The organism is Flindersiella endophytica (assembly GCF_054779015.1).
This window is the reverse complement of record NZ_BAAGYY010000016.1, coordinates 187,338-200,158: the sequence shown is the minus strand read 5'-3', so window position 1 is coordinate 200,158 and position 12,821 is coordinate 187,338. Positions and strand designations below refer to the sequence as shown.

General features: G+C 67.5%; 11 protein-coding genes. 2 read left to right on the top strand and 9 right to left on the bottom strand.

The window, feature by feature from the left end; translation table 11 throughout:
* Nucleotides 1-6 precede the first annotated feature (6 nt).
* From ACYVF6_RS18195 to ACYVF6_RS18155, 9 genes are all read right to left on the bottom strand, one after another.
* Complete coding sequence (locus ACYVF6_RS18195) at nucleotides 7-1,026, bottom strand: carbohydrate ABC transporter permease (protein ID WP_460522735.1); 1,020 nt, start codon at nucleotides 1,024-1,026, stop codon at nucleotides 7-9.
* A 31-nt stretch (nucleotides 1,027-1,057) separates the two neighbouring features.
* Nucleotides 1,058-2,008: a carbohydrate ABC transporter permease gene (locus ACYVF6_RS18190; protein ID WP_460522733.1), complete on the bottom strand. Its 951-nt coding sequence runs from the start codon at nucleotides 2,006-2,008 to the stop codon at nucleotides 1,058-1,060.
* A gap of 4 nt (nucleotides 2,009-2,012) precedes the next feature.
* Nucleotides 2,013-3,674, bottom strand: coding sequence for an ABC transporter substrate-binding protein (locus ACYVF6_RS18185; protein WP_460522731.1), 1,662 nt, complete (start codon nucleotides 3,672-3,674; stop codon nucleotides 2,013-2,015).
* Nucleotides 3,675-3,700: 26 nt separating this feature from the next.
* Nucleotides 3,701-5,098, bottom strand: a complete 1,398-nt coding sequence (locus tag ACYVF6_RS18180) for a WD40/YVTN/BNR-like repeat-containing protein (protein WP_460522729.1) — start codon at nucleotides 5,096-5,098, stop codon at nucleotides 3,701-3,703.
* Nucleotides 5,091-6,662 carry a TCP-1/cpn60 chaperonin family protein gene (locus tag ACYVF6_RS18175; RefSeq protein WP_460522727.1) on the bottom strand — a complete coding sequence of 524 codons (1,572 nt, stop codon included), beginning with the start codon at nucleotides 6,660-6,662 and terminating at the stop codon, nucleotides 5,091-5,093. The genes ACYVF6_RS18180 and ACYVF6_RS18175 overlap by 8 nt, the downstream gene beginning before the upstream one ends.
* Entirely contained in the window at nucleotides 6,659-7,777 is a 1,119-nt protein-coding gene (locus ACYVF6_RS18170; RefSeq protein ID WP_460522725.1) for an ABC transporter ATP-binding protein, read from the bottom strand. Before ACYVF6_RS18170 ends, ACYVF6_RS18175 begins: the two co-directional genes overlap by 4 nt.
* Before the next feature lie 25 nt (nucleotides 7,778-7,802).
* Nucleotides 7,803-8,573 carry a phytanoyl-CoA dioxygenase family protein gene (locus ACYVF6_RS18165; RefSeq protein ID WP_460522723.1) on the bottom strand — a complete coding sequence of 257 codons (771 nt, stop codon included), beginning with the start codon at nucleotides 8,571-8,573 and terminating at the stop codon, nucleotides 7,803-7,805.
* Nucleotides 8,574-8,579: 6 nt separating this feature from the next.
* A complete protein-coding gene (locus ACYVF6_RS18160) occupies nucleotides 8,580-9,623 on the bottom strand; it encodes a LacI family DNA-binding transcriptional regulator (RefSeq protein ID WP_460522721.1) in 1,044 nt (347 codons plus the stop codon).
* 399 nt (nucleotides 9,624-10,022) lie between these two features.
* Nucleotides 10,023-11,627: an alpha/beta hydrolase gene (locus tag ACYVF6_RS18155; protein ID WP_460522719.1), complete on the bottom strand. Its 1,605-nt coding sequence runs from the start codon at nucleotides 11,625-11,627 to the stop codon at nucleotides 10,023-10,025.
* Nucleotides 11,628-11,835: 208 nt separating this feature from the next.
* On the opposite strand from ACYVF6_RS18155, the gene ACYVF6_RS18150 reads away from it, so the two are divergent.
* Complete coding sequence (locus ACYVF6_RS18150; protein WP_460522717.1) at nucleotides 11,836-12,507, top strand: toxin glutamine deamidase domain-containing protein; 672 nt, start codon at nucleotides 11,836-11,838, stop codon at nucleotides 12,505-12,507.
* An 11-nt stretch (nucleotides 12,508-12,518) separates the two neighbouring features.
* Nucleotides 12,519-12,821 carry a hypothetical protein gene (locus ACYVF6_RS18145; protein WP_460522715.1) on the top strand — a complete coding sequence of 101 codons (303 nt, stop codon included), beginning with the start codon at nucleotides 12,519-12,521 and terminating at the stop codon, nucleotides 12,819-12,821.

Sequence of the window (12,821 nt, the reverse complement as noted above, 5' to 3'; positions counted from 1 at the left end):
AAGCCCTCACTTCAGCCCGCGCAGGCGGATGCCGCGCAGGAGGTATTCGCGGCAGACGATGAACGCGATGAACACCGGCAGCGACTGCAGGATGCCCAGCACCATCAGCCCGTTCCACGACAGTCCGGCCGTCAGGATCTCCTGCATCTGCTGGGACTGGGCAGACGCCTGTTCCGCGCTCATCGAGCCGGCATTGGCGAACCGGGAGATCAGGTGGTAGATCTCCACCGACGCCGGCACCTTCTCCGGCGACTGGATGACGATCAGCGGCCACAGGAACTGGTCCCACGCGCCGGAGAACGCCGTCCAGATCGCCACGGCGTAGACCGGAACGCTCATCGGCAGCACGATCCGCCGGAAGATGTTGAACTCCGAGCCGCCGTCGACGCGCGCCGCCTGGATCACCGAGTCGGGGATGGTGTCGAAGAATCCCTTGAACAGCAGGAAGTTGAACGCCTGGAACACGATCGGCACGATCACCGCCCAGAGAGTGTCCCAGATCCGGACCGTCGGAAACTCCATGCCGGTGCCGGGGATGTCCGGCGCCTGCGGCAACGCGAACGGGAAGTTCCGCGTGAGCAGGTAGCTCGGGATCAGCGTCAGCGCGGCCGGCATCATCAGCGTGCCGATGAAGAAGATGAACGACCAGCGGGCCAGCGGTCCGCGCTGCAGCTTGCTGTTGGCGTACGCCGCCAGCGACGTGATCGGAATCCCGAGCACCAGCACCCAGAACGTGATCTGGATGGAGTTCCAGAAGAACACGTAGAACGGCCCGTCCATCAGGTTGCCGACCGCCGAGCTGCCCTGCACCAGGCTGATCACCAGCTTCCAGCCGGCGAAGTTCGTGACCTCCGGCCACAGCGTCGGCGGGAACGCCAGCGCCTCCGACGCCGGCTTGATCGACGTGATCAGCATGAAATAGAACGGGAACAGGTGCAACGTGATGCCGAGCAGCAGGAACGCCACCACCGCCCACCATGCGATCCGCAGCGCTGGTTGCTTGCGCCCGACTAGAGGAAACAGCATCGTCGTCGCCCCTTCGTTGGTGATACAGCCTTCACTGGTCCGGGTCCTCGCGGAAGAACCGCCGCAGGACCAGCACGACCACCATCGTGCTGACGAACAGGAACACACCGAGCGCCGTCGCGTCGGCGTACCGGAGGTTGCCCAGCAGGTCGTAGAGATAGATGACGACGGTCCGGCTCGCCCCGCCCGGACCGCCGCCCGTCATGATGAGCGGGAACTCGAACGCCTGTGAGGATCCGATGACGGCGAACACCAGCAGCATCGAGATGACCGGCCGCAGCCGCGGCAACGAGATCGTCCAGATCTTCCGCCAGAAGCCCGCGCCCTCGATCTCGGCCGCCTCGTAGTACGACGCCGGAATCCCCTGCAGCGTTGCGAGATAGATCAGCCCCGGGCCGAAGAACAGGATGCCGGGGAACACCAGCCAGAACAGCACCTGGTCGCTGGAGTTCAGGAACGGCTGTTCCGGCAGGTGCAGCACGTCGGTCGCCACCCACTGGAACAGGCCGTACTGCGCGTTGAACATGTACCTGAACAGCATCGTCGAGGCGATCCCGGACAGCGGCAGGAACCACAGCAGCATCATCCAGCGGATGTGTCGCCTCGGCATCTCCATCAGCAGGATCGCCACGACGATCGGGATCATGAACGTCAGGCCGATGCTGAGCGCGGCGTAGATCGCTGTCACCTTGAACGACTGGGCCACCAGCGGGTCGTTCCACATCCGCTCGTACGACTCCAGTCCGGTGAACTCGATGTCACCGCGGAACCGCGCGTTGGTGAAGCTGATGACGAACGCCATCACCAGCGGGTACCAGCCCCACGACAGCTGGAACAGGAACGCGGGCAGCAGGAACAGGAACCCCTCCAGCCGCCGGCGCCGGCTCAGCTTCGGCCCGCTCGCCGGCGCCTTCGTGTGCTTCTCGTCTCCGAACCCGACTTCCTCGAGTTCTCCCTGCTTGTCGGTCTGTTGTGTCGACAAGAGCTCAGCCCTTCAGTGCTGGGAGAACGGTGTTCTCGTACCACCCCTTGAAGACATTGGTGTAGTAGTCGGGTGCGTTGGCCTGGAAGTAGTCCGCGGTCGCCTTGTAGTACTCCTCGGCGCCCTTGACGAACACGTCGTCGGGCACGCTGGAGTTGAAGCTCGCCGCCTGCTGGTTGCGGGTGTCGGTGAGCTTCTTCAGGTCGGCGCGGATGTCGATCGAGCCGCGCTCGTTGGCCCAGCGCGACCGCATGTCCTCGCGGATGGTGTTGGCCGGAGCCGGGTTGGTCTCGGCCGGGAAGTACCACGCGTCCCTCGGCACCAGAGGGGTCTTCGCCGCGCGACGCACCTGGTCCATGTACGGCTTGCCCCACGCCTCGTCCGGCGAGCTCGGCAGCTGGGCCTGGACGTCCTTCATCAGCGGCATGATGTTGGCCCAGTCGTAGACCCGCTTCGGGTCCTTCGTGGTGTCGTAGACGTTCTTGCGCAGGTGCACGAACCCGGGACCCTGCATGTGCAGCAGCAGGCTGACGGCCTTGTCGAGCTCGTCCTCGTCGAGATCCGGCGAGAAGCCCACCAGGTCGCACTGGCCCTGGGTGTTACCGGTGCGGCCGTTGGTGCCGTTCGGCTGCGTCATCCAGCCGACGACCTCCTCGATCGGCTTGTCCAGCTTCTTCGCCAGGTCGGCCGGCGCGTTGTCGCCGCCCGGGGTGACGGTGTAGTAGATGACGGTGTTGTTGTGCATCGCCACGTCGCCGCGGAAGAACGCCGCGAGCGTGTCGCCGTCGGCCATCGAGACGTCGGCCATCACCGACTTGTCCTGCTCGATCATCGCGCGGACCCGTTCGATCAGCGGCACCCACTGGTCGGCCAGGCCGAGGTAGTCCCACTTGCGGTTCCAGCCTGTGCTCGGCGCGGGCAGCTCGCTGTGGAAGTCGAACCCGTTGGCGTTGAGCCCCATGTCGACGCCCCAGCCCTGCAGCACGATGCCCTTGCGCTTGCCCTGTGTGAGGCCCTTGGCCAGCTCGCGTACGTCGTCCCAGGTCCAGTCCGGCGCCGGTTCCTTCAAGCCCAGCTGGCGGATCAGGTCGATGCGATAGTGGATGCCGGTGCCGACGTTGTAGATCCAGGGCGCGGCGTAGTACTTGCCGTCGATCGCCCACTTCTGCCAGATCGGGCGTACGTAGTCGGCGAGCTTGTTGTCGATGTCGTACGCCTTCAGCGGCTCGGTCACCTCGGCGGTGAGCCCCTGCGCCATGGCAGCGCGGACGTTGGTGGGGTTCCAGCTGCCGATCACGTCGCCGGGGAACGCCGATGGCGCGGTGCCGCCGGTGATCGCGGTCTTCAGCGCGTCGGTGTTCCAGACGTCGAGCGCGACGTTCTTGATCTTGACACCGGGGTTCTTGTCCATCCACTCCTTGAGCGCTTCGGCGTAGGCCTTCTGCCCCGGGTCGGCCTTCTGCTGCTTGGCGCTCGGCAGCACGCCGTACGGCCAGCCGTCGTGCGTCGTCAACGTGACGTCGACAGCCTTGCCGCTGCCGCCGTCGCCGCCGCCGCTCTGGCACGAGCTGAGCAGCCCGCCTCCTACGGCCAGAAAGCTCCCTGCCGCCATCGCCTTCAACAACTGCCGTCTGGTCGCCGTCGTTTCGATGTTGCCTGTCGACATGGAGCTTTCCGCCTCTCTACATGGTGCTAGATTCTCATTCCTGCTGACTCAGGGCCCTGCCATACGACTTCCCACGACGTTCCGTCGTCGCGGGATCCCCACACCGTGAGGATGTTCGTCCGCTGGTTGAGGGTCTTGACCATCACCGTCTCTTCGAACATCCGCAGCTCGATCGGCGCGAGCACGCCGAACGGCGTCGGAATCGGCTGCCAGTACGTGCCGCCGTCGCGCGTGCGCAGCAGCTGCCCGCCGTGCGTGGCCGACGACGCGAGGCCCGTGCCGTCGGGCCGAAAGCTCATCCGGCCGATCTGGCCGTCGTCGCCCTCGACCAGGCTGGTCCAGCCGTCGCCGTCGCGCAGGAACAGTCCCTGTGGCCCGGACGCCAGCAGCGCGTCCTTGGGCGTGACCGCGACGCACAACAACGGGAGCGGTGCGCCTTCGAGCACGTTCCAGCCGCCGTCCTGGGCCTGATGCGCCAGTCCGGAACGAGTGCCGGCGAACAGCGGCCTGCCCTGCCACAGAATCGACTGGCTGAAGTCGTGAGTCGGAGGCGCGGGAACCGCCTGCCAGGAAGGAGCATGGGACGGTCCGGCGCCGGTCCGGAACTGCAGGCCCAGTGCGGAGCCTGCGAAGACCCGGCTCGGATCCCCCGCCAGGCAGTAGATCTCGGGCGCGTCCTCGAGATCCACGGTCCACGTGTCGCCGTTGTCCGTCGAGGACCAGATGCCGGCGTCGACCGTTCCCGCGAGCAACCGGCCCACGGCCTCGACCACCGAGGTGACGGTTCCGGGCACGTTGCCGGCCGCCGACCAGGTGATGCCTGCGTCGGCCGAACGCAGCACGGCGCCGTCCTCGGTGAGCGCGATCGCCGGGCCGGCTTCGGTGTAGGTCAGCGCGGCGATCGTCCGTCGTTCCGTCCCCTTGGCCCGGCGCCAGCCCTGCCCGTCGCGGCTGTGGAAGACTCCCCTGGCCGTACCGGCGAGGAACGGACCGTCGTCAGGCCCGCACGCGACCGCGATCACCTCGAGGTCGTCCAGTCCGAAGTTGGACGTCACCCACGTCTTGCCGCCATCCGTACTGCGGAGCACGCCGTCGCCGAGCGTTCCGGCAATCAGCGCGTCGCTCTCGTAACCGGCGAATGCCGCGATCGGGGAGCCTCCGCTCTGGACTTCGGCGCGCTCCCACTCGGGACCGTCCGGCGTCTGAACCCGGCGCGCGATGCCTTCGGCACCGCCTGCGATCAGCGTCTCGTCGAGCGCCGTCAGCGCGGCGACCGCCGTGAGCAGCCCCTGCGGCGGCTGTCCGGAGGCTCCGCCGTGGCCGACACCGCCGAGACCACCGAGCCACAAGCTGCCGCGGAGGAAGCCGAGCGCCAGCACGGGCGACGGCAGGTCAGGCAGCACTGAGGTGTCCGATTCAGCCACGGCCGCTCACCACCTCGGCGGACACCAGCATCCCGGCGGTCTCCCCTGCAGCCCTGAGCGCTCCCGTGGCGACGGTCGTGACGTCGCGAACACCTGCTTTCACCATGTGGGCAAAGGTATTGGTTCGGACGTCGACGCCGTGGCCGGGCCCGAGCTCACGCGCCCTCGCCAGCGCCGTCCGCGGCTCCAGCCCGCCGGAGTTTCCGACCAGTTGCAGGAACGGCGCCTCCAGGCCGGCGCAGACGGCATCGAGCCCGGCGGCTTCGTCCTCACTCGAACACCCCGCCCGGGCGGCGCGAACCGCGGGCACGCAATCGAGGTAGGCGACGCCGCCGCCGGGCACGACACCCTCCCGCAGTGCGGCGCCGGCCAGCCGGACCGCCTTGCGAGCCTGGGCCTGGTGGGCCTTCAGCAACTGTTCGGTCTGCGCACGCACCCGCAACACGGCGACCTTGCCGGCCAGCCGCGCCTGCCGCAGCCACAGCCGGTCGCGGTCCCGTACGTCGGCGAGCTCCGATGCTCGGGTGCGCAGGCGGCCGGCCCGGTCGGCGACTGCCGTCTGGTCGCCGCCGCCGTTACGGATCGTCAGGTGCCCGCGCTGGACCAGGGCCCGGTGAGCGGTGCCGAGCTGCGACTGGCGTACCCGCTCGGGCGGTGTTCCGGCCTGCTCCGACAGCACCTCGGCGCCGGTGAGCAGCGCGAGGTCGGCGAGGTCCTCCGCCATCCGGGTGCGGGCGGTGGTCAGCACGACCGGCGCACTGACCAGCAGGCCGCGCCGGTCGTTGACGGCCAGCATCGTGAGCGCGTCGTCACTGATGTCGCGCGCGACCAGGAGTAGCGGTGGCCGACCGGGGAGCGCGGGGGCGAGTTCGAGCAGGGGGCGAATCTGCTCGACGCGCTGCAACACGCAGTCGGCCACCACGACGATGGGCTCGATCAACGTCAACTCGGTCTTGCCTTCGGGTAGCAGGTCCTTGTGCGCGGGCCGTCCGCGCCAGCGCGCACCGTCGACGTAGCCGTAGGTCGGCTTGGCGTCGAACCTCGGATCGGGGATCTCCTCGACCTGGATCGCACCGGTGGCGCCGAGCAGGTCCAGCAGCTCACCGATCAGCGCGCCGAGCCCGGCGTCGGCGGTCACGGCCGTGGCCAGCCCGGCCAGCTCGCGTTCACCCTCGACGGGCTCGGCCTGTGCCCGCAACGCGTCGCACGCGATCCCTACGCCTGTGCGGATTCCGCGGCGTACCAGCACCGGGCTGGCGCCGGCCGCGACGAGCTTGGCCGCGTAGGCCAGCATGCCGCTCGCCAGCACGGCCGCCGTGGCGCCGCCGTCGCCGGGCTCCTCACCCAGCCGCAACACCATGTCGCGCACGATCGACGCGCCCGCCGTCGCACGCCGGCCGGGCAGCGCGGTGATCCGGCGTACGACCGTCGCCGAGTCGCACAGGGTCTCGCTGCCGGTGCTGCCCACCGCACTGAGCACGTGGCCCCGCACGGGTCCGAGCGTGCCGGCCAGCAGACGGGTCATCGCGTCCACGCCGGCTGTCAGCTCGGACCGGGCACTCATGGGACCAGCGCCTGTTCGGTGTCGCTGTCGAACAGCCGGACGCGGCCGGGCTCGACGCCGAGCCGGATCACGTCGCCGGCTGTGAAAGCGTTTTCTTCACCGGCTGAGAACACCGCGGACAGCTGCAGCCGGGCCGGTGTCCGCAGGCGCACGACCGCCTCACCGATCAGCGGCTCGATCTCGACCACCTCGGCGGCGATCGTGCCGTGACCGTTCAGCTCGTAGCCGGCGCCGGCCTTGTGGGAGAGCGCGTCCGGGCGGATCCCCACCAGGACGGTGTCCTTGTGGTAGCCGTCGAGCGCGCGGTTCCACTGCTTGGCCAGCGGCAGCGCGGAGTCCTCCAGCTGGGCGAGGTACGTGCCGTCCTCGCTGCGCAGCTCCGCGCTGATCAGGTTCATCGGCGGCGAGCCGACGAAGCCCGCCACGAAGGCGTTCGCGGGGTTCTCCAGCAGCTCCTCGGCCGTGCCGGCCTGCTGCAACCGGCCCGCGGACATCACCGCGATCGTGTCGCCCATCGCGAACGCCTCGGTCTGGTCGTGCGTGACGTAGACGCTCGGCCGGTCCTTGTCGCGATGCATGGCGAGGATGTCGCGGCGTACGCGATAACGCAGCTTCGGGTCGAGGTTCGACAGCGGCTCGTCGAAGAGGTACGCGTCGGCGTCCTTCACCATCGCCCGGCCGAGCGAGACGCGCTGCTGCTCGCCGCCGGACAGGTCGGTGATCGGCTCGCGCAGCAACGGCTCGAGACCGAGCTTGCGGGCTGCCTCGTCGACGCGGCGTTCGATCTCGGCCTTGGAGAAGCCTCCGCGCGCCTGCAGGCCGTAGGCGAGATTGCCGAACACGTCCATGCTCGGATAGAGGCCGTACTCCTGGAAGACCATGCCCAGGTTGCGTTCCCGCGGCGGCAGTCCGGTCACGACCTTGCCGTCGATCAGGATGTCGCCGGCGTCCGGCTGCTCGAGCCCGCAGATCAGCCGCAACGTCGTGGTCTTGCCGCAACCCGACGACCCCAGCAGGACGAAGAACTCGCCGGGCTCGACGGTGATGCTCAGGTCGTCGACGGCGACGTGGTAGCCGAGCCGCTTGACCAGACCGCGCGTCTCCAAGCCGGGCACGTGTGTTCCTCCTCCCTGCCGGTCTTCAGTACGTCGCGAACGTCGCGTGGGCAAGGTCCTGCATGCCGTCCCACTCCCGCCAGATGTCGGTCATGCACTCCCAGCGCACGGACGTGTGGCCGAGGCGGTGCAGCCGGAAGAAGACGGCGTAACGGATGTTGGGCGAGGCGTTGCCGGCGATGCCGTGGCCCAGTTGGTAGTGGGCGAGCACGGCGTCGCCCGCGCGTACGGTGAGTTGCTCTGGCTCGGGCACCTCGACGTCCGGCATGCCCCTCAGCAGCGCATCCGGGCCGTGCTCGCGGAAGTAGCTTTCGTACGTGCGATGTGTGCCGCGCCAGACGGTGAAGTTGCCGGAGTACGGCCCGCGTACGTCGCTGAGGAAGACGCCGATCAGCGCGGTGAAGTTCTCGATCGTTCCCGCGGGCACGCCGTTGGTCGGCGTGTGCATGCCGTCGATGTGCGGGTACGGGTCCCGCGGCGGATCCATCGACGGAAACCGGAGCGCGATCTGGCCAGAGGAGACAGGGGCGACCTTTCCCTGGCCGATCGCGGACTCCGCCAGATCCCACAGTGGCGTCGTGGTGAGCAGGTCGGTGATCCACTGGGAGTTCTGGAGCTCGGGGCAGAACGACTGGGCGTTGAACGTGGTGAGCCGGTCAGGGTGGATTCCCTCCGAACCCAGCGAGGAGTTGATCGCCCACAGTGCCGCGTTGACGGTCTCGTCCGGCACGATGCCCGGCAGCCGGACGAGCCCATCTTCGTAGAGAGACTTCTTCTGCGTCCTCGTTAGCTCCATGTCTCCTCACCTCCGAGTGGCTGTGGAGCTTCGTTCGAGCAGGTCAACTCGCAAGCAGGTCTCGCGGACCGCGACACTGGGATGGGTGATCCGCTGGATGAGTGTCCAGACCGCCTGCATGCCGAGCAGTTCCTTGTCGACGGCGATCGTCGTCAACGGCGGAACGCTGTAGGACGCCATCGAGATGTCGTCGTATCCGATCACCGAAACCTCGTCGGGTACGGCGATGTTGCGTACTCGGAGGGCTTCCAGCGCGCCAAGCGCTGTCGCGTCGTTGCAGCAGAAGACCGCGGTGGGTGGCTTGGGCAGGTCGAGCAGGCCGTCCATGACTTCGCGGCCGACCTCGGGGTGCAGGCCGCCCTCACGTACTTCACCCACGTAGTCCGGGTCGGGTTTCAGGCCCGCCTCCGCGAGTGCTCGGTGGTAGCCGTCGAGCCGCGCCCGGATCGAGGAGATGTACTGCGGACCGGTGATGGTCGCGGGAATGGGATCGCGATGGCCGAGCTCGATCAGGTGCCGGGTCGCGATGTAGCCGCCGTGCTCGTCGGCTTGTATGACGCTGTCGACAGGCAGCTCGTCGGACCGGTAGTCGACCAGCACACAAGGGATTTCCGCGTCGAGCAGGTCCTGGATGTACGTGTGGTCGATGTGGCCGATCAGCAGCAGTCCCTGTGCCTGCCGGCGCTGCACGACCAGCGGCGGCCGGATGTCGTGCAGGTCCTCCTCGCGAGCGATGTCGAGGACGACGGACAGGCCGAGCTCGCCCGCGGCCATCTGGACGCCGTGCAGGACCGGACCGTAGAACGGATTGGCCGGGCCGACGTAACGCTTGTTGAGCGCCAGCAGCCCGATCGTCGTGAGCCCGTTGGCGACCTCAGGAGTCGGGCGACGCCTGTGCCGGTAGCCGAGCTCGTTGGCGGCGGCCTGGACGGCGGCTCTGGCCTCCTCCGAAACGGAGGTGTTGTTGGTGAACACAGCGGATGCCGTGCCGATGGACACACCGGCCAGGCTGGCGACTTCTCGCAGTGTTGTCCGTTGGCGTGCGGCCACCTTGCCCCTACCCGATATGAGGTGTTCGGTTGAAGGCGTTCATTGAATTTGTTCAATGAACGTTCAGACAATCCTTGCACTGCACGTTACGTGCATGTGACGAATGCATCTACTAGATGGCCGAAACCGGTCAATTTCAAGGATTGAAGAGAGGAATGCGCTTGCCGAAGTGAGTGCTGAACATTCAGCGAACTGAACGTTCAGCGCGTTATTCAAGCCGGTCGAGATGACGGAGCGGCCCTGGCCGAGCAGGCTGTCGGCGAGCATGTTGACGGCCCGGCGGGTCCTGCAGAGGCGGCAGTTCTTCTTCCAGGCGAAGAAGAACGCGCCCCCGGCATGGGCATTGCCGGGGGCGCACTCGGAAAGAACCGAGAGTGGTGCACTTCAGGGCACTTTGGCTCAGTCAGCCACCACACTGTCGCGGTCGTCACTCACGTGCGTCGGCCGATCGGCCGATGTGCCGGTGCTCGAGGGCGTCGTGCTCGAAGCGGGCTGGGTCGGATAGTCCGCCGGGCAGTGCGTCCCCGCCGGGGGCATCGTCAGCCCGATGAGGTACGCCTCGATGTGCCTGCGCGCGCAGGTCGGGCTGTTCCGGAACGTGCTGTGGCCGGCGCCGTCGTACGTCAGCAGCGTCGAGTTCGGCACCTGCGAGGCCGCCGCGAGGTTCCAGGCGTACGGCGTGGCGACGTCGTATCGTGAGGTGGCCATCAGGATCGGCGGCGTTCCGCTGATCGCAAGCCGGCGTTGCGGATTCCGGAGCGGACCACTCCAGCCGAGGCAGGAGGTGATGTCGGCCCAGAACGGCGACAGCTTCGTGTGAGGTGCGACCGTCTGCGCGAGCCGCGTGCGATACGACTGCAGCTGCGCGAAGCTGGTCACGTCCCAATGCCAGTCGGAGCACCAGATCGCGGGGTAGGAGTTCTCGACCTGATCCCCGGCGGCCGCCCGCAACGCCGGTACGGCAGGGTTGCCGTCGGCCAGCGCGGCGAGCCGGGTCGCGAGCGTGAACCACCGTTCACGTGGCCGGTACATCGCGTCGAACATCTCCACGCGCAACGACTCGGCGCTCATCGCCTCGCCCGTGCTCGGGTCGATCAACTGGCCCGCTTCGGCCTTGGTGTGCAGGGAATCCCACACCGCCACGGTGTCCCGGCCGTACAGCGCGCATGCCGCCGTCTTGTCGCACCATCCGGCGAACTGCAGGAACGACTTCTCCTGGTCCTCGGTCGTGGTTTTCAGGTAGTCGTAGGCCGAGGTGATGCTGTGGTCCATGTTGGAGTCGATCGCCATGGCGCGGATCTGGTTCGGATACCGTTCGGCGTACTGCTGCCAGAACTGCGTGCCGTAGGACACTCCGTACAACGAGACCTTGGTCTCACCGAGCGCCTGCCGGAGCGCGTCGACGTCACGCACGGCAGTGGTCGTGTCGACCAGGTCGAACAGCGGACCGGTGTTCTTCCGGCAGTCCTTGGCCAGCGTGTCGTTGAACGTCAGCAGCTTGTCGTAGTCGGCTTGGCTGGCAGGGAACTCCACCGGCGTGTTGTCCACAACATCGGAGCTGCAGACGACGGGGTTGCTCCGGACGACGCCACGCTGGTCGAACGAGACGATGTCGAAGTACTGCCGCAGCGGGCTGTCGTCCGGAATGCCGCGGCCGACGATGTAGGAGTTGATGCCCGAGCCACCCGGCCCACCAGGATGGACGAACAGCACGCCGATCCGCTTCGCCGGATCGAGCGCCTTCAGCCGCCCGATCGCGAGCTGGAACGTACGCCCGGTCGGGTTCCCCCAGTCGACCGGAACGGGAATGGTCGCGCACTCGCCCTTGAAGGTCGTCCCGCACTCCGACCATTGAATCGCCGCCGCGGGACGCGCAGTGGCCTGCGTCACGACCTGCGCGGCGCCTCGCGTTTCTCCTTGCGGATAAGCATATGCGGCGCTTGCCAGCGCCGTCGTGGACAGCACCAGCGCCGCCAGCGCCGTGCCGAACACACGTCTCTTCACTCAGCCTCCCCAGTTGGTCGCGTGGAGCAGTTCCACGCCGGGGATGAGTTGATCATGTGACGCCAGGCACGCACCAGGGAAATATGCGAGTAACTTCGCCTTGCGTACAACGAGATGAGCCGGCGGCTCCGAGGAAAAATGCGGCAGCTTCGGGCGTCTTGGTGCCAACGCCTTGACCGCGATGTTCCACGCTGGCCAGGATTCTGCGATGGCCAAGACGGGTGCCGCCACGAAGGCGGCCGGCGGATTTCTGAAGAAGATGCTCGGTGACCTGATCCGCCCGGCGAAGAAGCGGTTGGGCGACATCGCCGACGGCGCGGGTGACAAGGTGCGGCGCGAGGTCGTCGACGGTGTGAAGAAGTCCGCGGACAACGTCAACAAAGAGGTCGACGACACGCTCGCCAAGGTCAATCCCAAGTTCAAGAAGGGCGAGTCCGCGTACACCGAGAACTGCACCAGCGTCGTGCAGGCCAACGAGCTACGCCGGCGCGGAATGGACGTTCAGGCCGGGCCGTTGGAGAAGCACCTGTGGTCGAGCGAAGGCGGTCCTGGTGGGCGCTCGAGCTACGACATCATCAAGGACGTCTGGGGCCGGACGATGGCCAAGGGCGACAAGGACGACATCGTCAAGGCGTTCGAGGGCTACGGCGACGGCGCCCGGGGTGTGGCGCGGATCAGCTGGAACGGTGGTGGCGGGCACATCTTCAGCATCGAGAACGTCGGCGGTAACGTACGATTCGTCGACGCCCAGCCGCCCGGCGGCGTCCGCGACGTCTCCAACTACTTCGGCTTGGGCAAGGACACGATGTACGCCCGGCTGGACGACTTGCCCACCCCCGACAGCTCCAAGCTCGCGCCGTATCTTGAGCCGAAACCGTAGGAGAGATAGCCATGACAGTCACCTACGAACAGGCCCGCGAGACCGTACGCGGGGCATTCGAGCCCGGCTGGCGGCACGGCACGTTCTGCCTCGACGACCGGCAGATCACCGAGACCGACGAGGTCTACGCGTTCTCGGTGGGCGCGCGCGAGTTCCTCGTCGACGGCGACCTGTCCTACGCCGTCGAGGGCGGGATTCCGGTTGTCTACAAGGCCGATGGGCGGCTCGGCCAGCTGCCCTCTGTGGAGGTGGCGACCGACCCGACGACCCGGATCACGCCGAACCCGAATCCCACCCTGCGGCTGACGCCCTGA